Raw genomic sequence first — 25,243 nt, 5'->3', positions numbered from 1 at the left:
ACGACTTCGCTCCCGATATCATTTTAAACGAGACGGAGTCTCCATTGAGGACAGGTCTTCGATAGCGGTCTACAGCGACGCACCGACGTCGATAGCCCTCGGAACGTCTATCGTCATCGAATCGTCATTGGCGATCGTGTCCACTGCCACGTCGCTGAGCTGTCCCAGGCTGTCGTCGAGACCGTCGTGAACGAGTCGGTCGATCGAGCCGGTGCAGTTCTCCAAGTACATCGCCGATCCGTTGCCCGTCTCGTACACCGCCAGCTCTCCGATGTCAAACTTCCTGCCTTCGTCCTTGACAACGACTGCGGCGGGCTGCGAGGCTTCGGTGTTCGTATTTTTGATGAGAATCTGATCGCCGGTGATGGTTCCTCCGGCCGGAAACAGCAGCCCCGGATCGGTCGCGTTCTCGATGCAGACGTTGTTGAGGACCAGGTCGCCGCCGGTTCGGTCTTGAGGAATGTTGTACACTCCGGGCTCAGTTCGGAGGTTCGAGATCCGCGTGTTCTCGATGACCTGTTTATTCGTCGTCTCGTTCTGTTTGACGCCGTAGCCGCAGTCGTCGATGACGCACCCGGTTATCATCATATTCCCGCCGCTGTTATCCGCACCTGCGCCGGTGTTTCCCTGCAGGAGGCACCGCTGGATCAGCGTCTGCCCGTTCGGGTTGTTGCCGATGGACGTGGCGACGCCGTGGCCGTCTCTCCCTGTCACGGCCTCCTGCTTGCGCCCGTTCAGCAGGATTGAACTATCGTAGATACTGGTTCCCGGCTCCCGTAACTGCAGCCCGTTCGTCGCCCAGTCGTATATCACGCAGTTCCGGATCTCGACGGGGTAGCCGTTCCCGTTGGCGCTCTGGACCTCGATCCCGTTCGCGATGTTGTAATTCTGTTCGAGGCCTTGCCCGTCGAGCATAAGGTCGCGAATCGTTATGCCGGTTATGTCGTCTCTGCTGCTCGGCGTGATAACGATACCCCGGTGTACGGACTTGTGACCCGGCGCCATCTTCAACCGGGTCGAACCCGGGCCTTCACCGGCGATCGTCACTCCCCGGTGGCGGTGCACTAAGAGGATGGCGTCGGCCATCCCGCTGCCGATGAGTATTTCGCCCTCCGGGAGACGGACCGTCCCGTCCGGGGCCGCTTCGTCCAAGGCTGCCATCAGCGCTTCCGTATCGTCCGTCTCTCCGTCGGCGACGCCGCCGTGATCTTCGAGGTGGACTCCGGGTTTCGGTTCCGGCGTGGCGGTTTCCTCCGAGGCGTGCGGCGTATCTGGGCCGTTTTCCGCCTCTGGCAGTACTGCCTGCGCACCGCCGGTACGGCTATCGAGGATCGAATTCAATTGGATTGTTCCTGTGGCTCCTCCTGCCACCGCGAGGAGAGCGATAACTGCACGGCGGCTGAGGTCTTCGTCGTCCATCGGTTGAGATACGTGTATCCGCACCCTGAGTATATATTTATACCACTGCTACCTCTCGGGTATCTCATAGGCGACCTTCGAGACGTTATTAATGACCTCGTAACGGCAGTCGACGTCGCCCGCCAACCGGGACTAGATTGCCTTGCCACCTCGCCGCTCGATGTCTGATACTGATTACTCTCACTTTGTACCCGTATGGGAGCAGACGACTGGACTCTCTCACCGACGTTCGAGGCCGTGAGGGGGTTAGAATCGATATAACAAACCGGACGACACGCGATCACCGAGCCGTATGTGCACACTCACCATCGCGTATCGGCCCCGCTGGATAGCTCGGCCGCCGGCGCCTCGACGACGATGACGCGTCGTTCGGGGTCCGAGAACGTGGCAGATCGTTCCGATTCGCCGAACGGGGCCGACCGGCCGACGGTGAGCGTCGTCATCACGACGTACGATCGGCCGTCCTACCTCCCGGGGGCGGTCGAGACGGTCGCCGAACAGACGTACGACCCCGTGGAGCTGATCGTCGTCGACGACGCGTCGCCGACGATGGCCTCCGAAGTGGTCTCGACGGACGCCCACGATTTCTCGTCGTTCGAGATCGTTCGCCACGACGAGAACAGGGGGCCGAACGCCGCACGAAATACCGGCATTTCGGCTGCGAGCGGCGAGTACATCGCGTTTCTCGACGACGACGACAGGTGGGTGCCGGAGAAACTCGACCGGCAGGTCGCCCGGTTCGAGGCGGGTGACCCCGATCTCGGTGTCGTCTCGACGGGATGGAAACGGGTCCACGACGGCTCGATCGAGGAGATCTGGCTGCCGCCCGATGTCACGGGAGACGTCACTAAAGCGCTCCTGTGTGAGAACGTCGTCGGGACCCAGTCGGCCGTTATGGTCCGCGCGGGGATCGCGAAGCGGGTTCCGCTCGACGAGCGGTTTCCCCGCTGGGCGGACCAGGAGTGGTACCTCTCGCTGTCGACGGAGTGTGCGTTCGATCGCATCCGCGAGCCGCTCGTCATCCACGAGTTCGAGACGCACAACCGGATCTCCTACGACACGGCGAAACTGTACGAGGGCCACCGGCTTTTCGTCGAGAAGTACCGGCCGCTGGCCGCCGAGTACGGACCGGTGATGGAGCGGAAGATGCGGGGCTGGGCGGACTTCCGCGCCGGCAAGTCCCTCCTTCACATAGGCGAGTACGGGATGGCCCGCCGGTTCCTGATCAGTGCCGTTCGGTGGTACCCACTGGAGCCGACCTTCTACGCGTACGCCGGTTCGTCGCTCGGCGGCCGGTGGACGCACTCTGCCGCTCGGTCGCTGAATGAGATCACGCCGCTCGGATAGCCCGCTGACGCGCCCTACGGAGTTCCTCGTCCTCTCTGGACTCTCCCGTCCCCTCCTCCGGGACCTCGTCCCGGATTCGAGCCGTTTTCGCCCTCGGGCTCGTACTACTGAATCCGGTCTGTGTAGCCGTTCGCCATCTCAGGGGTGGCGATGGTCTGAAACACACTGTTCGAGGGTATTATTCGATCGCCGCTAGGTGGTGTCGCCGGACCCGTTCGGCGTGGGCTTCCCACGTCCACCCGCGTTCGCGGAGCCGTTCCAGCCCGCGCTTTCCCATCGTTCGGGCCAGCTCCCGATCCGCGAGCAACGACTGCAGCGCCCGGTGGAGCTCGTCGGCGTCGCGTGGCGGCACCAGCAGTCCGGTCTCACCGTCGACGACTTGTTCCGGAATCCCTCCTACCGACGAGGCTACCACAGCGGTCTCGCTCGCCATCGCCTCGTAGACGACGGTCGGCCGTCCCTCGGTGTGGCTCGGGAGCCATAACACGTCCGCGAGGGCGAACCAGCGACGGAGGGCGACCGGGGGGAGGCCCTCGAACACGAGACGCGTCGAACGGCCCTCCGTCGTGAGTACACGACGCAGATCTTCGTCGAGATCCCCGCCGTGTCCGACGAAAACGAAGACCGTGTCCGGATCGTCTATCCGGGGAATGACGTCTATCATCTCTCGAACGCCTTTCCGCTCCAGGAAATGGCCGACGAACAGGACGACGGTCGCGTCCTCCGCAACGCCGAGTTCCCGGCGGAGCGTGTCGCGCTGATCGACCGGAAACCGCTCGGGGTCAGCCCCGAGGGGAACTGTCGAGACCGTCGATGGGTCGGTCAGTTCGCGGGCCCGTTCGGCGAGCGCATCGCTCACACAGAGGACGCCGGTCGCCTCGTCGAGCGTTTCGCGGACGTTCCGGCGGACCCCCCGTGAGAAGTCCTCGTAGGAGTTGAGGATCGTCCCGTGGGCGACGACGAAAAGCGGCACGTCGTGCTCGCGGACGTACGGGAGCATCCCGTACCCGTCGAGGTACACGTGACAGGCGTGGACGACGTCGGGCACGTCGAAGGTGCGGTCCACGTACCGTGGTACACGTCTGGCGAAGGAATCGCCGGACGCCGCGTAAAAGAACCGCTTCGGAAGCAGATACCAAAATCGTGGATGGTGGACCGCATACCCGCCCCAGTTTTCGATCTCCGGAAGCGAACTGTACGCGGAGTACGGACCGATCGGCGGTGCGAACGGTCGCGGGGAGACGACGCTCATATCGACTCCCGTCTCCGCGAGCGAGCGGAGTATCCGGTGGTTGAACAGGCCGTTGTAGCGCTCGATCGTGTCCGGATGGTTCACCGCACTCGCGAGGAGGGAGTACATTTGAGACGAGTCGGTCCCTACTCCGCGGACCCGGGATAAAATTATACCCCGGCTATCGACGAGCGGCCCGGCTCTCGACGGGTTATACGTCGATAGACTCGCTCACCGTCTCGTTCGAGGTGTCGTTCGCCCACAGCCGAACGCTGTCGACGTCCCCGCGGACGCGGAGGACGTGGGTGTAACTCGCGCTGCTGCCATTCACGCTGGTGCTCTCGGCAGCGACCGGCTGTCCCTCGTACTCCAGCGTCGTGATCACCGTATCGAGGTCCTGCTCGTCGTCGGTGACCGTCCAGTCGACGTGGAAACGGGTCCATTCGGAACCGCTCTCGTCGGTGACGTCCAGCTTCTCGATTGTCGGCGCGCTGTCAGGCGCAGGGGCAGCAAGGGCCCCAAACCCCACGATCTCCCCCTCGGCCGTCTCGCCGTCGGCCTCGGCCACCGCTCGGAACTCGTACTGGGTGTCCCCTTCGAGACCGGAAACGGTGTGCGCGAACTCGGTCGGAGAGTCGAGCGACTGGTCCCCCGCGGCGGTCCACGCGTCTCCGTCGGCCGCTCGCCACTCGAACCGGACGTCCACCGAGTCCGAACCGCCGAGGTCCCGGAGGTCGCCCCGCAGCGTCGCCGACTCCGAAGTCACGTCTTGCGGTTCGAGCGTCGCGACCGCGGGCCCGTTGTCGACGACCACTTCGACCGCCGCCGCGGCCGTGTTGCCGTCGGCGTCGGTCACGCGCGCTTCGAGGGAGACCGTCCCGTCGTCGACGGCGGTCGAATCCCACGTCGCCGAGTACGTACCCGTGTCGGCGTCGTAGGCCGCCGTCGACCAGGATCCGCCCTCAACGCGGTACGCCACCTTTAGATCGGTCGCGCCGTCCGTGCCGTCTTCGGCGTCGATCCGGACGGGGACGTCCCCGCTGACGGTCCCCCCGTCCGTCGGGGCCCGGAACGAGACAGTCGGCCGACCGCCCGGAATCAGCGGGGCCGACTCGCCGCCGGTCGCGACGCTGAAGACGTCGGTCTGGACGGTTCCCGTATCGTACGACCCGAGGCCGACCCAGCCGTCGGTGAGGTCTGTGTCCGTGATTTCTGCGTCCCACCCGGCCGGTTCGGACTCGGAGGCCGGCCACACCTTGGCCTTGAGCGTCTCACCTTCGGCGCGGAAGCGCCGGTAGAAGAAGGTGTTCTCCTGGGGCGTCCCGAAGCGCAGCAGCGTCGCAAACCCGTCTTTGGAGTACTTCCCCAGCCGAAACGAGTTCGCCGCGCTTTCGAGCTCCAACCAGTACCCGAGTCGATCGCCGTTGTGAGACGACGAGCGAATGTGGACTCTAGCGTGGTAGCCGAGGTCGACGCCCTCGGTGAACGCCGGCACCCGGACCTTGTCGAGCACCTCGACGTCGGCGGGTTCGCCGACGGCATCCCACGAGATGGCTCTGACGGTTCGATCCGTGCCGTCGTGATCGTGCTCTAGGGCATATCCGCCGTCGAACTCGGAACCGGAGACGACGTCCCAGTCGTCCGTCTCCGATTCCCATCGGAGCGTCCACTCGCCGTCGTCGGTGTCGTCCGTGGTAGTCGAATCCTCACTGCTCGACTCCGTCTCGGTGGTCGTGCTTCCGCTCCACGCGCCGACTTCGTCGGCCGTGGGCACCCCAGAAATATCCGTCTTAGAGCCCTTCTTCTCGGTGTTGTTCGTCAGATTCCGAGTCCGATAGAAACCACCGTCGGTGTTGTTTTCGTGGGCGTAGACATCGACGACCGAAGTCTGATCCGAGTCGTGATCGAATCCTTCGCCCTGATTATTATTCGACCAGAGCGTGGCGTTAGAGGCGTCCAGTTTCCCGTTGTTTATCACCATCAGCGCCGGACGATTATTCTCTGAGTTGTTACCGGTGATTACGAGTTCCGAATCGTCAACGATGGAGTAATCGAGCTCCGATAACTGCATAATCTCCCCGTTGTTCGGCCCGATCACCACGTCCTCAAAGGACATAGTGCCGTTGGAAAGGTCGACTCCATCGTTCGTTGAACCCGTAGTGTTAATGAACGACTCTGCGTTGCAGTTCTCGATCCTAACCCGGCGGTATCTTCCATTGACAGAACCGAAGTCACCTTCCGTCGAGGTCTTCCCTCCTCGACCGCAGTTCTGGATGACAGTATCCTCGATAAGGAAGTCACCGTACGCAGAGTCGATCCCATAGAAGTTGTTATACTTCTTGCCGCAATCATCCGCCAGCGAGTTCCGAACAACAATCGAGTTCGTACTCAGCTCGTCATTCTTTACGCCTATCGAGACGCCGTGCTGTAGATTACTTTGGAAGGTACACCGGTTAAGCTCTACTCCCTGAACCCAGATCTGCACCGCGTTTCCGAAGGAGTTACGGAACACACAATCTTCAAAGTAGTAACTGTGATTGCCGGGGTTCCCCTCGTCAATGTCGATGAGGTTCTGATAGTTGACGCCTGAGACGACGGATTTGTTTCCGTCCCAAACCATATTCTTCATCCGGAAGTTCGACGGGCCACCGAGAATCTCAAACATAAGGAACCCGCTGGAGTAGGACCCACCGTTGTATTTGACCACCGAATCCGCTCCGTCACCACGGTACAGGATATCCTGCGGAGCACCGTCAGCGACGTGATGCGCTAAAATCTCTCCGTCACCGGAGGATTCGATAGCGTAGTAGTCGCTCGTCGCGGGGAAGTATATTTCATCCCCTTCAGTGGCTTCGTCGATCGCTGATTGGATCGCGTCCCGGTCGTTCGTGGAGCCGTCACCCTTCGCGCCGAAGTCTTGGACGTTTAAGACCGTCATAGCTGCCCCGTGCTGAAGTTCGTCCAGTGGACAGTCGTCTCCCCAGCGTCGTCGGCGGCGGCGCTGGTCGCTGCGCCGCCGAAGATGAGCGCCGCCAAGGCGGCCCCGCCGGCTTTGAGACATCCGCGCCTGTTAACGTTCCATTTACCGCTTTCGTCCGTCGATTCCCCGGTTGAGTGGTTGTCACTCTGGGATCGGTCGCTGCGTGCCAGCCTGTGTGCCATGCAATCGATAATGGACCAGTAACCGGAATAAGTGTTTTGTTCTTTACATATTCACAGTTCGATGAATTTCACGTCAGATTACCAGATACAGCGTGAATATCCGTCGGCGTCGATTTGTGAAGCACTCCGCAGTCTGCCGATTATTGTTTTATTATGGCGATAGTAATCAGGTTCTAACCGCATCGGGCGACGGGCCTTTGCGGCAGGGCCCGCTCGGTCGTCGCGCTCGCCGGAGCGGAGCGTGGCTTCGCTGTCGAAGCGCCAGCAGTGACGGCTGCGGGTCCACCGATTACGACGTCTATAAACTTACGCCGCAGCGTCGAGGGTCTCCGTATGCAAGCAGTGGTTCTGGCGGCCGGGAAGGGGACGCGGCTGCGCCCGCTGACGGACGACAAGCCGAAGGTCCTCGTCGAGGTGGACGGGCGACCGCTCATCGAGGACGTCTTCGACAACCTCATCGACTGCGGGGCGACGGAGTTCGTCGTCGTGGTCGGCTACAAGAAGGAGCAGATCATCGATCGGTACGGGGACGCGTACCGGGACGTTCCGATCACGTACGCGCATCAGCGCGAACAGCTCGGCCTCGCACACGCCATCCTCCAGGCGGAGCCCCACGTCGACGACGACTTCATGTTGATGCTCGGAGACAACGTATTCAGGGGCAACCTCGAGGACGTCGTGAACCGTCACCGCGAGGAGCGGGCCGACGCCGCGTTCCTCGTCGAGGAAGTGCCCTGGGAGGAGGCGAGCCGGTACGGCGTCCTCGACACCAACGGGTACGGCGAGATCGTCGAGGTCGTCGAGAAGCCGGACGATCCGCCGTCGAATCTCGTGATGACCGGGTTTTACACGTTCACGCCGGCGATCTTCCACGCCTGTCACCTGGTCCAGCCGTCCGAGCGCGGCGAGTACGAACTCCCCGACGCGATCGATCTCCTCATTCAGTCCGGTCGGACCATCGACGCGCTTCGTCTCGAGGGCTGGCGCGTCGACGTCGGCTATCCCGAGGACCGCGAGGAGGCGAGCGAACGAGTGGCAGCAGAGCACGGCGCCGACGCCGACCAGAGAGACGAGGAAGTGGTCGTCGATAGCTGAGGCGACACCGTCTCGGCGCGCGGTATCTGTTACTCTTCGGTGTTCTCCGCTCCGTCGTTTCCCCCCGATCGGGCGCTGGTCGTTATATGCGTATTAACTACCTGAACCCCTCACGAAAGGATCGTACGGACTACCGCAGTCCTCGTGAAATTCACTCATGCGACGACACGTTCTCTACATCACCGTCGACTCGGTCCGGGCCGACCGGATGGGCTATCTGGGGTACGAGAGGCCGACCACCCCGACACTGGACGGTCTCGCCGCCGATGGGACCGCCTGGACGCGGGCGATGGCCAGTGGGATCCCGACGTACTTTTCGTTCAAGTCGCTTCTGGGTGGAGTCCATCCGCTCAGTCGCACCTCGGACCTCGGCTTGCCGCGAGAGGTGCCCGCACTGGCGGAAACGTTTCAGAAACTGGGCTACCGGACTGCCGGGTTCAACGCGGGCAACCCCTGGCTCACGGACGCGGACGGGTACGATCGGGGCTTTCAGACGTTCCGCGATTTCCTGACCGACGACCAGGACGGGTACGGCCTCGCGGAACGCCTCCGGGCACTGCAGCGGTTCGTCCCCGATAACGACCTCGTCAGGGACTGGGCCGGACGCGTTGCCCGGACGGGATGTGCACTCACCGGGCAGGTGCCGCTCGAACCGGCGGAGCGGATGACCGCGGCCGCGACCGAGTGGCTCACCGACGGAGTCGACGCCGACCGACCGACCTTCCTGTGGATCCACTACATGGACCCCCACTACCCGTGGGTCCCCCCCGCAGAGCTGTTGGAGCAGTTCTACGATGAGCCGCTGTCTCGTCTCGACATCGGCCGCCTCTGGCACACGGTCGCAGGCCGACACGAGGGGACGGCAGAGCGGTCGATATCCGAAAGCGACCTCGACGCCATCGACGCGCTCTACGACGCCGAACTGCGCCGGACCGACGACGCCATCGGGGACCTGTTGGCGGTCGTCGACGACACGCTCGGCCTCTCGGAGACGGTCGTCGCGGTCGCGGGCGACCACGGAACCGAACTGGCCGACCACGGGAACTTCAGTCACGCACCGCAGTCGCTGTACGACGAAGTGGTCCGGGTCCCGCTCCTGCTGCGGGGTCCGGGCGTCCCATCGGCGACGATGACCGAACCGGTCTCGCTCGTCGACTTGCCCCCGACACTGCTCAACCACGCTGCCCCGGGGCGAGAGGACGCGGTCCCGGACGCCTTCGAGGGAAGGTCTCTGTTCGAGGAGAGAGACGGCCCCACGTTCACGAACGTCACCTACGGGTTCAACCCGGCGACCAGGGACGGAGGCACCGGCGAGATGCTGACCGCCTGCCTCGAGTGGCCCTGGAAGCTCGTCGACAGGGAGGGGACGAACGAGCAGGAACTGTATCACTTAGAGCGGGACCCGGAGGAACAGCGGAACCTCGTGACCGAGCGGTCGACGGTCAGAGACGAATTACAGTCCGAGATCGAAAGCCACCGCGCGGAGACCAGACGGCGCCAACGAACCGTCGTGGAGAAATACCGCATCCGCGACAGGGTGGCGGTACTACACCAAGAAGGTGCGATATGATGCGCGTGATGCGGCGGCTCGGGCTCTCCGGATGGGACCGGGACGCGGTCACAGGGACGGTCGACGGGGCCCCGACCGAACCCGTCCTCGGCGCGAGGACACCGGAGGTATCGGTCGTATGAGGGCCAGGGTGCTGGCCGAGGCACTTCGACGCGACCTGACACAAGGGGAGACGACGCCGCGTGCGGACGACGTTCACCTGCGATCGGCCGTCGAGTGGCTCTTTCGGTCGCAGGACGTGACGGAGTCGGGCGGTAGTTCGGCGACGTACAATCTCGTTCTCGGGTGGGAACGCGCATACCCCGAGACCACCGGTTACATCGTCCCGACGCTGTACGACTACGCGACCTACGCCGACGATTCCGAAGCCCGGCGGCGTGCCGGACGGATGGCGCGATGGCTCCTCGACGTCCAACTGGACAGCGGCGCGTTCCCGGGCGGTACCAGCGGCGGGGATTCCGATCCGAGCGTTTTCAACACCGGCCAGATCCTGTTCGGGCTGGCGAGAGCGCACGCCGAAACCGGTGACGACGCGTTCGTGACTGCGCTCCGTGACGCCAGCGGATGGCTGGCTGACGTTCAGGAGCCGGAGGGGTACTGGTCTGCTCACACGTACAAGAATATGACCCACGCGTACACGTCCAGGGTCGGATGGGCGCTCCTCGTCGCCTACGAGGTGACCGGCGAGGAGAGGGTCCGGCGCGCGGCGGTCCGTAACCTCGAGTGGGTCCAGCGGATCCAGCGGGAGAACGACACGTTCAGCCACTGGGCCTTCACGCCGGACGACGACGCGTTCCTGCACACGATCGCCTACACCATCCGCGGACTCGTCGAGGGCGGTCACTATCTGGGGAATCGCGACATTGTCGAAGCGGGGCAGCGGGCCGCGGACCGGCTCCTGGCGTATCAACAGAGGAACGGAGCACTGGCGGGCGCTTACGACGGCGGGTGGAACGGAGCCGACTTCAGCTGTCTCACCGGGGTTGCACAGACGGCCATCATCTGGATGCGACTGGCCGAGCTGACCGGTGAGGCCGACTACGCGGACGCGGCACGCCGGGCGATTCAGGAGTTGAAACGCGCCCAGCCCCTCGACGGGGCTACGCCGATCCGGGGCGGACTCGCTGGCTCTAAACCGGTGTGGGGGCCGTATATGCGACTTCGGTACCCCAACTGGGCGCCGAAGTTCCTGGCGGATGCGATCCTCGCCGCAAACCGATATGATCGGGATCGTGACCGGTCGCGTACGGCGATCACCGAACGGAGACCACAACGATGACCACAGAAGACACCCAGATCCGACTCCGAGGAGAACTCGTCGAACAGTGCGAGGCGCGTATCGAGGGAACCGAGTTCGAGAGCGTCGAACAGTACGTTCAGTTCGTGATGGAGACCGTGATTGCAAGCGAGGATCGGGACGCGGATATCCAGCACGACCGCGGTTCCGACGCGGCGGTCTCCTCCGACGTCGAGGACCGACTGGCGTCGCTCGGATATCGGTAGCCGGCGGTCGTCTACCTTTTGAGAACAACCCGTACGGGCGTCCCCGGACACGCAACTACTGTCGGAGGAACTGGGCCGTCTCCTCGCCCGAGTCGTTAAATCGGTTGTAACTATCTGCGGAGACGCCGTACTTCCGAGCGACAGGGATCGGGGAAGAGTTCACCTCCGGCAGCGTGTCGGACGGGTGAAAAAGACGGGAATAGGGTCAGACGATGGGACAGACTGGACACGAAATGTACGCGAGCGGTGTGGGCCGGGACAGGTTGTTAAAGAGCTTCCACAGCGGAAGGCTCTCGGATTTCGCGTCTTTCGTCGGTGAGCCGGGTGGCACCTGTTTGAGCGTGGGGTGTGGAACGGGAGTATTCGAGACGGAGTACATCTCGGATTCGTTCGACACTATTTACGCAGTAGAGCCGAAACGGAACAGAATCGAGGCAGTAGACGGAGAAAGTGTCGTACCGATACAGGCCGCCAGCCCACCGGTCCCGTTCGAGCACGAATCGTTCGACTGCATCGTCGCGGCAGGTGTCGTCGAACACATACAAGACGAGCGTGGCTTCATCGAAGCGGCCTACGACTCTTTGAATCCTACTGGGGAGATCTACCTCACGATCCCCATCGAGGTGGGCGTCGGTGGATTCCTCCGTCATCTGGGCAGGTGCTACGTCGATCCGACGAACGAAGCAATTCCCGATGGAAAGCGGCGGTATTTCGATTACACGACGGACGAACTTCGGAAGAGAGTCCCAAGGGAAAAACACGCGAGACGGCATCGGTACTACAACTACACGTACCTGCTCGACGACGTCCGAGAGCGGTTCGGCGACGTCGAGGTCCGTGGGTGGCCGTTCGCGCCGACGAGGCTCCCGAATCTGATCTACTTCGTCTCGGCGAAAAAGGCGTAAAAGGGGCGGCCGGGACCTCCGCCGTCACTTGTATCCCTCGCTCGCCAGGTGGTGGTTCATCACCGCCTGGATGCCGTCCACGAACGCGTCGGCGTCGACGCTTTCGACCTCAGCGGTCCGTTTGCGGACCGTCCCGTTGCGGATCTCCCACTCGCGGACGAACTCCGACTCGATGCCGCGCGACTTGATTCGATCGATCAGTTCGGATACCGTCGACTCGTCCGCGTCGGACACTTCCTCGGGAGTGATCACGCCCCGCCGGAGCGCACAGACGACGACGCCCGAACTGAGATCGCCCTCGGCGAGTTCGCGCTCCCAGGTCGTGATCCAGTTGCCGATCCGGGCCATCTGTTGTAAGTCGCAGATCAGGCTTCGGAGCGCGCCGTACTCCTCACGGTCGAACGACGGCGAGTGCATCAGATCGATTCCCGCGTACGGGAACATCGCCATATTGTAGGCGTCGTGCTGCTCCGCTTCGGTCCGGTTCGCGATCATCGGGTTGTCGTTCAGCAGTCCCGAGTACTCCATCGCGTCGAACGTCTGCCGGAGGTCGTACTCGAAAACGTCCGAGAAGGCGGCGTACCGTGGCGCCTCACGGAGGCTACGGTCGATCTCCGCCCAAAGGTCCGCCAGCAACTCCAGAACGGGGAGTTCGGCGTCGATAGCGTCCGGGTCCGTGTCGGAGATCCCTTCGGCACCAAACGGAATGCGACGTCCGATCTCGAACGTCGAACGGTCGCCACCGCGTTCTGCGAGGTCGTCGAGCACGGTCACGAAGATCGTCAGCAACGTCTTTCGTTCGTAGACGTCCGACAACGCCCCGGGCGACACGGAAGAGAGAGTGAACTCCTCGAAGAGGTTGTGGATCCACTTCCAGAGGAACCGGTCCCTGTCGCCGATGACCCGGTCGTACCGGTTCGCGTACTCCCGGACGATCGGGGGCAGTTCGACGTCCTCGACGGTACGCATATACGTCCCCACGTCCGTGCCCGTCTCGGCGCTGATAGTCGTGACCTGGCCGCGAGCCTCGTGTGCCATACGAGGTTAGTATCTCGATAACCGAATTAAACCTTTTGTTCATATCTTAATCATAGCTAAAAAAGTATGAAATCGTGACTGTCACGAGATATCTGGTAAGGTTTCGTATCACTTCTGTGGTTCCTGTGGGCCGGCCCCGATCGATCAGGGGCGCCCGTCCCCCGCAATCTACGCGAACGGTAGCTATCACCGAAACGTATAATGATACGTGAATATGACGGAAAATTTATCTCTACCAGGCGGTACTGAACGACGTGTCGCGAGCACGTACGCCCGGGAGATCGAAATGACTGGGATGGGCGATTTTCCAGCGGATTCGATCGACGCGGGTTCGTTCTTCGACCGAGCGATAACGGGTTTGCTGTTGACGGACGCATCGGCGACGATCACCGCCGCGAACGAAACGGTCGCCCGACTGCTCGAACTCGACGAGGATCCCGTCGGATCGGATCTCCGAGCGATCGACCCCGTCGCCGGACCCGACCTGGAGAGTGCCGTCGAGGCGGTCGAACGCAGCGGCAGCGTCGTCGAGACCGAGACGACGCTCGACCGCGGGCGGACGCTCGAACTCCGCGCGGTCCCCGCGGGCGAGGACACCGTCGCGCTGCTTCTTCGAGACGCCAGCGACCGGGTCGCGACGCGTCGGAAGCTCCAGCGGTCGAACCGGATCCTCGAAACGCTCGAAGACGGCGTGTACACGCTCGACGAGGCGTTCGTCATCACGTCGGTCAACGACGCGGTCACATCGATGACGGGGTACGACCGCGAGGAACTCGTCGGGTCGCACGCGTCGATGCTCGCCGGCGAGGAGACGCTCGCGATGGCGGGCGAGATCATCGAGCGACTCCGCGGCGACGACTCCGACGTCGGGATGATCGAGTCGTCGATCCGAACCGCCGACGGCGACTCGCTCCCCATCGAGACCCACTTCTCGTCGGTCGAATTCGCGAACGGGCGCCAAGAGCGCGTCGGAGTGATCAGGGACGTGACCGACCGCAAGCAGAACGAACACGCCCTGCGGGAGCTGAACCGGTCCGCCCGGCTGCTGTTGGGGGCGGCGGACGAACGGGCTGTTTACCGGACGATCGTCGACGCCGCCACGTCGGTGTGGCCGAGCGCGACGGTCGTCGCCTACTCGCTGGACCGCTCGGCGTCCGTGCTCGAACCCGTCGCGGCGTCGACGGACGATCCCGAGGTGTGTCCGCCCGGGAGTACGGTCTGGAAAGCGTTCTCGACCGGTGACGGGCTGGACAACCCGGCCGAGCGAACCGAGGTGGCGACCGATCACACGACGGTCGATCCGACAGAGCACGCGACGGGCGGACCGGCCGACCCTACGGCTGCGGAGCCGAGCGATCGGCCTCCGAGCTTCCACCGCATCGGTCCCGGTTCGGTCGACGAACGCGAAGCGGACGACGCGGGGACGTCGCCGCAGGGACACGTGATCGAACGCTCGGACGGGACGGAGTCGAGCGGGACGCGAACGCTCTATGCGACGCTCGACGAGTACGGACTGCTCCGAATCGAGTTCTCGGACGAGGACCCCGCCGGCAACGTCGCGGAGTCCGTGGAGTTGCTGGCGGCGAACGCGGTCGCGGCGCTCGGTCGGGTGGACCGCGAGGCGGAGCTATCAAAACACCGCGAGACGCTCAGCGAGCGCACCCGCCAGCTCCAGCGGCTCCACGGGTACAACGACCTCCTCCGCCGCATCAACGGGGCGCTCGTCGAGGCCGACACGCTCGAGGGGATCGCGACCGCGGTCTGCGGTCCCCTCGTCGAGGCGGAGTCCGTCTCCTTCGCGTGGATCGGAGAGACGTACCGAACGGGCGGGGACCCGCGGCCGGTCGCCTCAGCCGGGGCCGGCGAGGGGTACCTCGACGCGCTATCCGCCGCGGCGGACTCCAACGACGTCCCCGTGGACCACTCCGACCGGGAGCCGAGTCACAGGGCGCTCGATACCGGATCTCTGGTCCACGTTCCGGACGTCTCCGACGGGCTCCGCGGATCGCCGTGGCGAGAGCGTGCGCTGGTTCGCGGGTTCGGTTCGGTCCTCAGCGTCCCGCTCTCGCACGACGATCTGGAGTACGGCGTCCTCTCCGTGTACGCCGACGAACGGGGGGCGTTCGAGGGGGCGCTCTGCGAACTGCTCGCGGAACTCGGCGACACCGTCGCCGACGCGATCAACAGCGTCGAGACCAGGCGCTCGCTCCAGAGCGGGTCCGTCGTCGAACTCGAAGTCCGGATCGACGGGCCGAACGCGGTCCTGCCGCGGATCGCGTCCGCCCTCGACGAACCGATTTCCGTCGACGGAGGGGTACGACAGGCCGACGGCCGGTCGCTTTTGTATTTCACCACCGAGGCGGACCCGACGGCGCTGCCCGAGAGCGTCCACGCCGTCGAGTCGGTCCGATCGCTCGACGGCGACGCGGACGGTCGGGTCGAGGCGTCGGTCGCGGCGACGACGGTCGTCGACAGGCTGACCGCCCACGGCAGCAGTGTCGCCCGCCTGGTCGCGGATGCCGGGGGATTCGACGCGACGGTCACGCTGCCGCCCGCGGTCGACGTCCGGACCGTCGTCGAGAGTCTCGCCGACCGCTACGAGTCGGTCGAGCTCCTGGCGCGGAGCGACCGCGAGGCCGACGGCGACGCCGTCGCCGGTTCGACGGTCGGCCCCGACGGGCTCACCGACCGACAGCGGGAGGCGGCCCGGACGGCCTACCTCGGCGGGTACTTCGAGTGGCCGCGCGGCAGTACCGGAGAGGACGTCGCGGCGGCGATGGGAATCACCCAGCCCACGTTCAACCGGCACCTGCGGACGGCCGAACGGAAGCTCTTCGCCGCGCTGTTCGACGCCCCCGCGGACGAGTGACACTCGCTGTCAGTACTACACACGTAGTACCCGAACGGTTGACATACGATACGCATCGAAACAAGGTCGATGCCCCCGCACCCGTACTGTAGAGACGGAGCATCATGACACCGGACTTGGCCGACGACCTCTGCTGGCACATCGTTTCGACGGTCGCCGACGAACGCGGCGTCGAGCCCGAACGGATCGAAGACCGACTCTACGACGTCATCGACGTCGAATCGCTGGCACACCTCGTCGATCAGGCGAGCGAGTCGGAATCGATCGACTTGTCCGTCTCCTTTCGGATGGCCGGGTGTTTCGTCACGGTGACCGGCGAAGAGACCGTCCGGGCGACTGCTCCGAGCTGACTCGCGACCAGGCACAGAGGAGGAACGCGTCGTCGGCGGAGGTGGGGAGGAGATCGTCGACGGAGCGTGGAGAGGGCAGCGTCAACGGAGATGGGGAACGCGTCGTCGACGGAGCGTGGGGAAGGTAGCGTCGACAGGAATGTGGGGGAAGGCAGCGTCAGCGGGGACGGAGGGGAGCCGTCACACCCGTCGCACGTCGAAGCCCGCGGTTCGCCACCGATCGAGATCGAGTATCCCCTTCGTGTCGACGACGTTCGGTTCCGCCATCAGCCCCCGCAACCGGTCGGGATCGAGTTCGGTGAACTCGTCGTGGTCGGCGGTGATCACGACGGCGTCGGCGCCCGTCACCGCGTCGTCGACGTCCTGGAGCCGCAACGTCGGGTCCGCGACGTGGGGGTCGTGGATCGCGACGCCCGGCGTTTCCGGGGTGCCGCCGTCCGTCGCGGGCGTCGACGGCTTCTGTCCGTGCTGTAGCTCCCGGACCAGTTCGAGCCCCGGGCTCATCCGGGTGTCGTCGACGTTCCCCTTGTAGGCGACGCCGAACACGGCGACGCGCTTCCCGTCGAGGTCGGCGAGTAGCTCCTCGAGGAGTTCGACGACGAACCCGATCATCCCGTTGTTCACCGCCCGCGCGGTCGGGACGAGGTCGAGCGCGTCGGAACCGACGCCGAGGAACCACGGGTCGATCGGGAGACAGTGGCCGCCCACGCCGGGGCCCGGCTGGAGGATGTCGACACGCGGGTGCGCGTTGGCCATCTCGATCGCCTCCCGCGAGTCGATGCCGTAGTCGTGTGCGATCCGGGCGATCTCGTTCGCCAGGGCGACCTCGACGTCGCGGGCGGTGTTCTGGATCAGTTTCACGAACTCCGCGGTCGTCGGGCCCGCCGTCGTCCGGATCTCTCCCTCCGCGAACGTCTCGTAGAGTTCGACGGCCGCGGTCGCAGAGCGCTCGTCGATGCCGCCGACGATTCGGTCGTTCTCCCGGAGTTCGGCGATGACGTCGCCCGGGAGGACGGTCTCCGGACAGTGCGCCAGTCCGAAGTCCCGACCGGCGACCAGCCCGGACTCGCCCTCGACGATCGGACGGACGTGCCTCGCGGTCGTTCCCGGGGGGACGGTGGATTCGAGGACGGCCGTGTCGCCCGCTCGGAGGACCGATCCGACCGCTCGCGCGGCGGCGGCGACGTAATCGAGGTCCGGCTGCCGCGTTTCCTCGTCGAACGGCGTGGGAACGCAGATCACGTGATAGGCGGCGGCGGCGACGTCGTCGACGATCTCCAGCCGTCCGGACTCCATCGCCCGGACGACGAACGCCTCGAGTCCCGGTTCGTCGAGGCCGACGTCGCCGTCTCTGAGTTCCCGGGTGACGACCGGGTCGGCGTCGTACCCGTAGACGTCGTGGCCGTGAGCCGCCAGCATCGCGGCGGTCGGCAGGCCGATGTACCCGAGCCCGTGGACGCAGACCGAACTCATCGCGCCACCTCTCTCGATCTGGTCTCGAGCGGCAGCGTTCGCAGGATCCGTTCGGCGGCGTCGCCGTCCCCGAACGGGTTCTCCCAGTCGCCGCTCCGCAACAACATCTCGGTCGCGGCCGCGACGATCTGACCGGGGTCCGTCGAAGCGAGGCGGTTCGCCCCCACGTCGATTGTCTCCGGGCGTTCGGTGTTGTCCCGCATCGTCACGCACGGCACCCCGAGGATACACGCCTCCTCCTGGACGCCCCCGGAGTCGGTCAGGACGAGGTCCGCCGCCGCCGAGAGGCGCAGGAAATCGAGGTACTCGAGGGGCTCGACGGTCCGGATCCGCTCGGGGACGTCGATGTCGAAGGCCTCGAGACGGTCTCTCGCGCGCGGATGCACCGGATACACCACCGTAGCGTCGTGTGCCTCCGCCGCCCGTTCGACGCCCGCGAGGAGGTCTCTGAACCGCGCCTCGTCGTCGACGTTCTCCTGTCTGTGTGCCGTCATCACGAAGAAGTCGTCGTCGACGAGGCCGAGGTCCGCGAGGACGGTGCTCTTCCGGCGGGCGATCTCGCGGTTCCGCAAGAGCGCGTCGACCACCGTGTTACCGGTGACGGTGATCCGGTGCTCGGAGATCCCCTCGTCGAGGAGGTACGCCTTGCTCTGTTCGGTCGGCGCGAAGAGGTACCCCGCGACGTGGTCTGCGACGACCCTGTTGGTCTCCTCGGGCATCGACCGATCGAAGCTCCGCAGGCCCGCCTCGACGTGGCCGAGCTCCGCGTCCATCTTGCTCGCGGCGATCGATCCGGCCAGCACGCTGTTGGTGTCGCCCTGCACCAACACGACGTCGGGGTCGAGTTCCGTGAGCGCCCGCTCGACGCCGATCAGCATCCGGCCGGTCTGCTCGCCGTGCGAGGACGACCCGACGCCGAGGTTGTAGTCGGGTTCCGGCAGTTCGAGCTGGTCGAAGAAGACCGAATCGAGGCTGTCGGAGTAGTGCTGTCCCGTGTGGACGATCGCGTACTCGACCTCCAAGCGCTGACACGCCTGCACGACCGGCGCGAGCTTGATGATCTCGGGTCGAGTGCCCAGGACGAACGCGACGTCTGTCATTCGGAATCACCGTCCCTCGAGGCGGCGGTCGTCCCGCCGTCCTGGTACACCTCGAACCCCGAGGAGACGTCCGGGACGTCGTCCACGTGTTCGATCTCGTGGCGCCGCGAATAGCTGACCTTGCGGACGAGGCCTTCGTTCTCCGAGACGTCGAACCACAGCCCGAGCACCAGCAGCAGTCCGCCGAGCGCCCCGACCGCGACCGAGACCATCCCGCCCAGGAAGGAATCGACGGCGGGTGAAGACAACGCGTACAGCCCGCCGGCGACCCCGGTGAGCGCCACGGTCACCCCGAGCAGGTAACAGATAACGAGGGGGTGGAAGCGTCGGACGACGTAGGAACGCGCGAGCCGTTCGAGGAAACTCCTGCCCAGGAGGAACGAAACGCGCGGGACGAAAGTCCAGTAGTTGATGCCGCTCGTTTCGTCCCCGTAGACGGCCGGGTGCGAGACGTCGGCGATGGGCTCCCGGTTGACGTTGAGCGCGAAGAGGACGTGGTTCAAGAACCCGTACCGGTCGTAGAGGCGTTCGAACCCGATCGTCCGGAGCCCGGCGTTCGATATGGCCGTGAACCCGTTCTGTGGGTCGGAGAGCCGCCAGTAGCCGCTGGATATCCGTGTCAGCAGCGTGAGCGAGACGTTCCCGAAGAGCCGCCAGGCGGACATCGACTCGTAATCCTCGCGGGAGGCGAGCCGGTTGCCCTTCGAGTAGGTCGCGTCGCCGCTCGTGACGGGCTCGAGTATCCGGTCGAGCCGCGAGGGGTCCATCTGTCCGTCGCCGTCCATCACGGCCGTCACGTCCATCCCGTCTTCGAGCGCGCACGCGTAGCCGGTCTTGACGGCCGCGCCCGCTCCGCGGTTGCGCTCGTGCCGGACCGTGACGACGCGCGGTTCCCGCTCGGCGTCGCCGTTGGAGGCGCCGCGGGCCGCCGCCGTTCCGGCGTTGACGCGTCGGGCAGACGCCCGCATTTCGTCCCAGGTGCCGTCCGTCGAGGCGTCGTCGACGGCGTATATCCGGTCGACGTACGCGGGCATCGTCTCGATCACCGTGCCGACGTGACCCGCCTCGTTGTGCGCCGGAACGACGACGCCGATAGTCTGTCCGTCGTACATCGTCAGGGTGCGACCTCGCGTAGCGCCGCAAGTGCCCCCGGCGTCCGGTCCCCGTGTGGACGTCTGAACAGGCGGTCTGTCTGGATGGTGAGTACGCTCATATAGGATCTTCCGTTGGGGTCCGGCGCGTCGGGCCGCAGTCGCCGGCGACGCGACCGGACATACCCGTACAACCGCTCTATGTGGGTTTTGTTATACACTGCCTCAGTGCCGCACCCGGGGAGGGGTCGCCGGTCTCGGAACGATCGAAGAGCGGGGCGGCTCATTCGGGGCCAGGAGCCGTTATTTGCCGCCGATGACAGGTTTCCGTTTGATTAACACGACACTTACTGCGGGAGGAAAACGACGAGTCGGCACCCGGTTCGGGCGCACCGAAAGCAGGTCGTGGCAAAAACGCAGTCGTATCAAAAACGCAGTCGCGCCGACGCCCGCCGATACTGATTATTCTCGTCTCTTGCCGCCGAGCGCCGGCAACGGGGGTGCGCTCGGGGGTGAAACGTGAGAGTAACCAGTATGAGGGGACCGATCCGCTCGCGACTACAGGTTCACGTACTGGTCTTCCCACTCGCGTCGTCGTCTGAGACTCTCGGTTCCCTTCTCCGTGATCTCGTACACGTTCGTGCGTCGGTCGCTCTGTCCCTTCTCCACGTAGCCCTTGTTCACGAGCGTATCCAGGTTCGGATACAGGCGACCGTGGGTGATCTCACCGATCACCGTCTGGAGTTCGGTCTTGATCTCCTGCCCCGAGGGGTTGGATAGCCCCGTGATCACGTACAGCAGGTCCCGTTGAAAACTGGTGAGCTCGAAGAGCGGCTCTGACATACTCTTGTGCTACCCCCGCGAGCGTTTTGTTATGGAGAGCTAAACGCCCTCAACAGGCCGCCAGTCGGCGCGCGCGGTCGGTTCCCGCGGAGGAGCGAGGAACGGTCGCAGCCACCGCCGCGGCGGTATCCCGTCCGTCGTCCGATCGACGTTCGAGCGACGTGGCGACGACGTACGGACGTTGTCGTCGCCGCCGGACGTCGAACGGATCGTCGGGGCGGCCGAGTCGCGACGCAGCGGCGAACGAGGCCGACCGTCCGCTCCGTCGTCGATCAGTCGGAGCATATTCGCGGTATGGACGTGATAACAAATTGAATGAAGCCCAATGTGTGTGTATTCGGATCGCACTGCCACGGAGGAGGCGAGCAAACCGCTGTTGGATAACGAGACTATGTTATGAACACGACGGAGGAACTCACAAAGGACGAGGTATTCGAGGTGCTGAGCAGTTCGCGACGCCGGCGGATACTGTATCACCTCCACCGGCGTGGCGGAGCTGCCGACCTTCGAACGCTCGCTCGGGACACGGCAGTCGACGAGACGGGTGAATCGGTCGAAGACGACGTAGTAAAGCGGTTCTACATCTCGTTGTATCAGACGCACGTCCCGAAACTCGAGGAGGTCGGGATCGTGGAGTACGACAGCGACGACAAGTCGGTCTCGTTGACGGACCGCGTCGAGGAGATCGCCCGCGTTCTGAATCACGACGTCGGCCCCGACCGACAGTGGGCGTCGTACTACGGGGGGCTCGCGCTTCTCGGTGGACTCCTCGCGGTCGGGCAGATCGTCGGGGCGCTGCCGCCGGGGGCCAGCCTGCTGTTCGCGGGAGCCGTCCTGGCACTGGCGCTGTATCAGTACTACGAGACGCGGGTCAAAGCGAGAGAGTACTCGTTTCTCGAACACCTCATCAACGACTGATACTGAGTACTCTCGTCTCTTCCCGCCGAGCGCCACCCCCGTGTACGGCGCTCGGCGGTGAAAAGTGAGAGTACTCAGTATGAAGCGTAAGCGCGCGACCGGTGGTCCGACGGTCCTGACGGCGCGCAAAACGTCGCTCGATCGGGGACCGTCGCGCGATCGGATGGCAAGGAGTACGCGAACAGTCGCGAACGAAGAACGCGATCAGTCACGAACGCGACGACCGACGAACGCCCGCGCGCGCGTCACTGCAGGTACTGGATCCCGACGATGAAAGCGATCCCGGCGACGCTCACGAGCGTCCACCCCGTCGGCGGCACCGCCGAGAGCGGACCGACGCCGAACGTGCCCAGAGAGACGACGACGACGAGAAACGCGGCGACCGCCGGAACCGTCCAGCTCCACTCCAGGCCCTCGTCTTCCTCTACCGGTTCGATGTACTGAAGCAATTGGGCCACCGAGTCCTGGAGTTCGATCGTTCCGCGGTTCTTGTCGTACTCGACGACGCCGAGTTTGTCCATCTTCGGGAGGTGACACTGGTACAGACCGATGTACACGCGCTTTCGCTGATCGGAGGAGAGCTGTCTGACCGTCGTGTCGTTCTCCTCGGCCGCGATGTGTTCGGCGATGTCTTTCAGTTCCGCGTTGCCCCCGTGCTCTCTGAGATATCGAATCGTACTCCGCCGACGGCTGTTTTTCAACAAGTCGAAAATCTCGCCTTTATCCAGACTCGAACCGTTCGACCGGGAGGCCTGGCCGATCATCTCCAAGTTGGAATCGTCGTCGACGTCCGTTTCTCCCCCGTCCGTCGAGTTTCCTGTTCGAGCGAGCGAGCCCTCATCGATTGACCCCGATTTTCCCGCGCTCATAGAACCCCTTAATCATCCTACTACTATAGATATAACGAACTTAATGGCTGAGCAACAATTGAGAGATGTTCTCACACACTGAGAAGGGGGTCAGCAGAGTGCCCCGAGAACCGGAAGGCGTACGGCACTTTGGAGAAGGTAGGAGCCGATTAACGCCCGCAAGCCCCCGATCGGAGCGTGACCCGAGTCGTCGTAGCAGGGTTCCGACAGACGAGCGGGAGCCGCGCGACCGTTCAACCGGCGTTAGATCGAGTAAAGCGACGGTATCGGAAGCGTTCCGGCGTTAACGGGAGAGAAACCTCACCCGTGGTCGCTTCCGGGCCGCGCGCAGTCGTGGGCCGTGAGAGAACGCCACCGCCGCGGATGTCACACCGCGAACGTGAGCAGGGAGACGTCGTCCGTTTTCCCCTCGACCGGGGCGCGGTCGCGACGCCGGAGCGTTAGCAGACGTATACTATTCTTTCGACCCGAAGAGCATCCGACGATGACCTACCGTGTCGCGATAATCGGGACCGGACCGGATCCCGAGACCCAAGACCGTGGCGGATACGCGATGGCGTACCGACACGCCGCCGGCTACCAGCGGCTCGATTCCTGTTCGCTCGTCGCCTGCGCGGACATCGTCCCCGAGAACGCCCAGGCGTTCGCCGACCACCACGACCTCACGGCGGTCTACGAGGACCATGAGGCGATGCTCGAAGCCGTCGAACCGGACATCGTGAGCGTCTGTGTCCCCCCGGCGGTCCACGCCGACCTGGTCGTCGACAGTGCCGAGACCCCCTCCGTCGACGCCGTCCACTGCGAGAAGCCGATGGCGACCACGTGGGGCGACTGCCGCCGGATGGTCTCGACGTGTGACGCCGAGGGCGTCCAGTTGACGATCGACCACCAGCGACGGCTGTCCGAGCCCGTGCAACGCGCCAAGGGGCTCCTGAAAGGCGGCGAGATCGGCGGTCTCAAACGCCTGGAGTGGTCGGAGGTCAACCTCTTCGACGCCGGGTCGCACCTCTTCGATCTCTGTGATTACTTCGTCGGCGGCGCGCGCGCCGAGTGGGTGCTGGCCGGGATCGATTGCTCTCACGAGAACCGATGGTTCGGGGCGCTCAACGAGACGCGAGCCATCGCCCGGTGGCGGTACGCCGACGGAACCATCGGATTCGCGTCGACGGCGGAGGACGGCGAAACCGTCGTCGACGCGTACCTCCGAATCGTCGGGGAGGACGGCGTGATCGAGATTCAGTCCGAGGACGGGACGCCGCTCCGAATCCGTACGGACGGGGAGTGGACGGAGATCGACACCGACGAGAACGTCTACGGGCCGACGCCTGGCCTCCTCCATCGCGGACTCGACGAGGTTGCGAGTCTGATACCCGGAGCCCCGTCGCCCACACCGCCCCCGAACCACTACGAACGAGCGATCGAACATCTCGTCTCCTCTCTCCAGCGCGAGACCGAGCCCCTCTTTTCGGGTCGCCGGGTCCTCCGCGGAACGGAGCTGATCTTCGCCAGCTGGGAGTCCGCCCGACGGCGCGGCCGCGTTCATCTCCCGCTCGACGTCGAGGGGAATCCGCTCGAAGAGATGTACGAGGCCGGACAGCTCGGCGGGCTGAGAGAGCACGCGGAGACGACACCCACGCAGTAACAAGAGACGGCACCCGCGCAGCAGTCGACCACACCGCCCGCGGAAGCGGGGGACCGCCGACGAACGTATCGAGCTGAGAGACATTCACCAGTGGATGAACGTGTAAATTTCCAAATACTTATTGCGATTAATGTCGCATTAACGCTCGCATGGCACGCAAGCTGGCACACGATCGAAAGTCCGACGAAACCGAAGGGGAATCAAACGGGAGCGATCCGCCCGCGGCGCGAGGAGCCAGCGGGCGCACTCTGGAACGCCGAACGTACCTCCGTCTCGGCGGCACGGTGGTCGCAGCGGTCCTCTCCGCTGCTGGGGCCGTTCCGACGGCCGTAGCGGCCGCCGTCGGGAGCGACGACGACGGGCATCGCCTGCGGATCAGCGGCTCGGGGACCGCATCGACGTACAAACTTACCGTCGACGGGGAACTGACGCCCGGTGCGGACGCGAGTCGGGACGCCGAGGCCCGCATCTCCGAGTGCACGGCAGAAGGAGCGATCACGACCGGCGAGCGGCGGTATCGATTCAGCGGTGAACTCCGCGACCTGCAGGTTGATGGCAATGCCGCCGTCACGATCGACGGCGACAAGGTACGCCGTTCCATCGCTTCGAAAGGGGAGCGCCGGTGAGCGTCGGCAAGACAGGTGGGGCGAGGTCGGGTACGTCATCAGTCGCGGTACAGATTTCTCGCTCCAGAGCGGCTCATCGAGCGTCAGCCGACGTCATAGCGCACCGCAACTGATTCCGACTGATGACCAGCATCCCGACGACGATACCGAACGGGCGCGACGGCGTCAGCAGCACGTAGCTTCCTACTAACA

At 64.5% G+C, this 25,243-nt stretch carries 21 protein-coding genes and 1 pseudogene; 11 read left to right on the top strand and 11 right to left on the bottom strand.

Annotated features, from left to right (window positions below; genetic code table 11):
- Positions 1–69: 69 nt before the first annotated feature.
- Positions 70–1,419 carry a glycosyl hydrolase family 28-related protein gene (locus tag DV707_RS16220; protein ID WP_103992454.1) on the bottom strand — a complete coding sequence of 450 codons (1,350 nt, stop codon included), beginning with the start codon at positions 1,417–1,419 and terminating at the stop codon, positions 70–72.
- A 384-nt stretch (positions 1,420–1,803) separates the two neighbouring features.
- Here DV707_RS16220 and DV707_RS16215 point away from each other — a divergent pair, with 384 nt between their 5' ends.
- Positions 1,804–2,766 carry a glycosyltransferase family 2 protein gene (locus tag DV707_RS16215; RefSeq protein ID WP_235010814.1) on the top strand — a complete coding sequence of 321 codons (963 nt, stop codon included), beginning with the start codon at positions 1,804–1,806 and terminating at the stop codon, positions 2,764–2,766.
- Between the two features lie 178 nt (positions 2,767–2,944).
- Here the strand turns inward: DV707_RS16215 and DV707_RS16210 are convergent, their stop codons facing one another.
- The 4 genes and pseudogenes from DV707_RS16210 to DV707_RS19045 form a co-directional block, all read right to left on the bottom strand.
- On the bottom strand, positions 2,945–4,126 hold the full coding sequence (locus DV707_RS16210; protein WP_103992452.1) for a glycosyltransferase: 1,182 nt from the start codon (positions 4,124–4,126) through the stop codon (positions 2,945–2,947).
- Between the two features lie 82 nt (positions 4,127–4,208).
- Positions 4,209–6,113: an Ig-like domain-containing protein gene (locus DV707_RS18510; RefSeq protein ID WP_235010813.1), complete on the bottom strand. Its 1,905-nt coding sequence runs from the start codon at positions 6,111–6,113 to the stop codon at positions 4,209–4,211.
- 753 nt (positions 6,114–6,866) lie between these two features.
- Positions 6,867–6,935 (bottom strand): annotated as a pseudogene (locus DV707_RS19050) (hypothetical protein); the annotation flags it as partial.
- Positions 6,932–7,159, bottom strand: coding sequence for a hypothetical protein (locus DV707_RS19045; RefSeq protein ID WP_103992451.1), 228 nt, complete (start codon positions 7,157–7,159; stop codon positions 6,932–6,934). The gene DV707_RS19045 and the pseudogene DV707_RS19050, both read right to left, overlap by 4 nt.
- A 333-nt stretch (positions 7,160–7,492) precedes the next feature.
- Here DV707_RS19045 and aglF point away from each other — a divergent pair, with 333 nt between their 5' ends.
- The 5 genes from aglF to DV707_RS16175 all read left to right on the top strand — a co-directional run bounded on the left by aglF (position 7,493) and on the right by DV707_RS16175 (position 12,232).
- Positions 7,493–8,254, top strand: a complete 762-nt coding sequence (aglF, locus tag DV707_RS16195; protein ID WP_103992450.1) for a UTP--glucose-1-phosphate uridylyltransferase AglF — start codon at positions 7,493–7,495, stop codon at positions 8,252–8,254.
- A 157-nt stretch (positions 8,255–8,411) separates the two neighbouring features.
- Positions 8,412–9,824, top strand: a complete 1,413-nt coding sequence (locus tag DV707_RS16190; RefSeq protein ID WP_103992449.1) for a sulfatase — start codon at positions 8,412–8,414, stop codon at positions 9,822–9,824.
- Between the two features lie 118 nt (positions 9,825–9,942).
- Positions 9,943–11,103 carry a prenyltransferase/squalene oxidase repeat-containing protein gene (locus DV707_RS16185; RefSeq protein ID WP_136361909.1) on the top strand — a complete coding sequence of 387 codons (1,161 nt, stop codon included), beginning with the start codon at positions 9,943–9,945 and terminating at the stop codon, positions 11,101–11,103.
- Positions 11,100–11,327 carry a hypothetical protein gene (locus DV707_RS16180; RefSeq protein ID WP_103992447.1) on the top strand — a complete coding sequence of 76 codons (228 nt, stop codon included), beginning with the start codon at positions 11,100–11,102 and terminating at the stop codon, positions 11,325–11,327. Before DV707_RS16185 ends, DV707_RS16180 begins: the two co-directional genes overlap by 4 nt.
- A 233-nt stretch (positions 11,328–11,560) precedes the next feature.
- The gene (locus tag DV707_RS16175; protein WP_160113947.1) at positions 11,561–12,232 is read left to right on the top strand and encodes a class I SAM-dependent methyltransferase; all 672 of its coding nucleotides are present in this window, start codon (positions 11,561–11,563) and stop codon (positions 12,230–12,232) included.
- A gap of 24 nt (positions 12,233–12,256) precedes the next feature.
- Here DV707_RS16175 and DV707_RS16170 read toward each other — a convergent pair whose 3' ends face one another.
- Complete coding sequence (locus tag DV707_RS16170) at positions 12,257–13,270, bottom strand: hypothetical protein (protein WP_103992445.1); 1,014 nt, start codon at positions 13,268–13,270, stop codon at positions 12,257–12,259.
- 364 nt (positions 13,271–13,634) lie between these two features.
- On the opposite strand from DV707_RS16170, the gene DV707_RS16165 reads away from it, so the two are divergent.
- Positions 13,635–16,139, top strand: coding sequence for a bacterio-opsin activator domain-containing protein (locus DV707_RS16165; protein WP_160113946.1), 2,505 nt, complete (start codon positions 13,635–13,637; stop codon positions 16,137–16,139).
- A gap of 104 nt (positions 16,140–16,243) precedes the next feature.
- Positions 16,244–16,489 (top strand): HalOD1 output domain-containing protein, encoded by a 246-nt coding sequence (locus DV707_RS16160; RefSeq protein WP_103992443.1) that lies wholly within the window; start codon positions 16,244–16,246, stop codon positions 16,487–16,489.
- Between the two features lie 180 nt (positions 16,490–16,669).
- Here the strand turns inward: DV707_RS16160 and DV707_RS16155 are convergent, their stop codons facing one another.
- The 4 genes from DV707_RS16155 to DV707_RS16140 all read right to left on the bottom strand — a co-directional run bounded on the left by DV707_RS16155 (position 16,670) and on the right by DV707_RS16140 (position 20,996).
- Positions 16,670–17,962, bottom strand: a complete 1,293-nt coding sequence (locus DV707_RS16155) for a nucleotide sugar dehydrogenase (protein WP_103992442.1) — start codon at positions 17,960–17,962, stop codon at positions 16,670–16,672.
- Positions 17,959–19,062 (bottom strand): non-hydrolyzing UDP-N-acetylglucosamine 2-epimerase, encoded by a 1,104-nt coding sequence (gene wecB / locus DV707_RS16150; protein ID WP_103992441.1) that lies wholly within the window; start codon positions 19,060–19,062, stop codon positions 17,959–17,961. Before wecB ends, DV707_RS16155 begins: the two co-directional genes overlap by 4 nt.
- Positions 19,059–20,174 (bottom strand): glycosyltransferase family 2 protein, encoded by a 1,116-nt coding sequence (locus DV707_RS16145; protein ID WP_103992440.1) that lies wholly within the window; start codon positions 20,172–20,174, stop codon positions 19,059–19,061. The genes wecB and DV707_RS16145 overlap by 4 nt, the downstream gene beginning before the upstream one ends.
- 537 nt (positions 20,175–20,711) lie before the next feature.
- Positions 20,712–20,996 carry a PadR family transcriptional regulator gene (locus tag DV707_RS16140; RefSeq protein WP_103992439.1) on the bottom strand — a complete coding sequence of 95 codons (285 nt, stop codon included), beginning with the start codon at positions 20,994–20,996 and terminating at the stop codon, positions 20,712–20,714.
- 396 nt (positions 20,997–21,392) lie between these two features.
- Between DV707_RS16140 and DV707_RS16135 the strand changes: the two genes are divergently transcribed.
- On the top strand, positions 21,393–21,914 hold the full coding sequence (locus DV707_RS16135; RefSeq protein WP_103992437.1) for a DUF7344 domain-containing protein: 522 nt from the start codon (positions 21,393–21,395) through the stop codon (positions 21,912–21,914).
- Between the two features lie 245 nt (positions 21,915–22,159).
- Here the strand turns inward: DV707_RS16135 and DV707_RS16130 are convergent, their stop codons facing one another.
- Positions 22,160–22,783 carry a DUF7344 domain-containing protein gene (locus tag DV707_RS16130; protein WP_235010812.1) on the bottom strand — a complete coding sequence of 208 codons (624 nt, stop codon included), beginning with the start codon at positions 22,781–22,783 and terminating at the stop codon, positions 22,160–22,162.
- A 484-nt stretch (positions 22,784–23,267) separates the two neighbouring features.
- Here DV707_RS16130 and DV707_RS16125 point away from each other — a divergent pair, with 484 nt between their 5' ends.
- Entirely contained in the window at positions 23,268–24,425 is a 1,158-nt protein-coding gene (locus tag DV707_RS16125; RefSeq protein WP_103992436.1) for a Gfo/Idh/MocA family protein, read from the top strand.
- Positions 24,426–24,574: 149 nt separating this feature from the next.
- Positions 24,575–25,051 (top strand): hypothetical protein, encoded by a 477-nt coding sequence (locus DV707_RS16120; RefSeq protein WP_136361908.1) that lies wholly within the window; start codon positions 24,575–24,577, stop codon positions 25,049–25,051.
- Positions 25,052–25,243 lie beyond the last annotated feature (192 nt).

The organism is Halobellus limi (genome assembly GCF_004799685.1).
In the GTDB taxonomy this organism is placed as follows: domain Archaea; phylum Halobacteriota; class Halobacteria; order Halobacteriales; family Haloferacaceae; genus Haloquadratum; species Haloquadratum limi.
The sequence above is the reverse complement of the archived record's forward strand: the minus strand, read 5'-3'. Positions and strand labels throughout refer to the sequence as shown.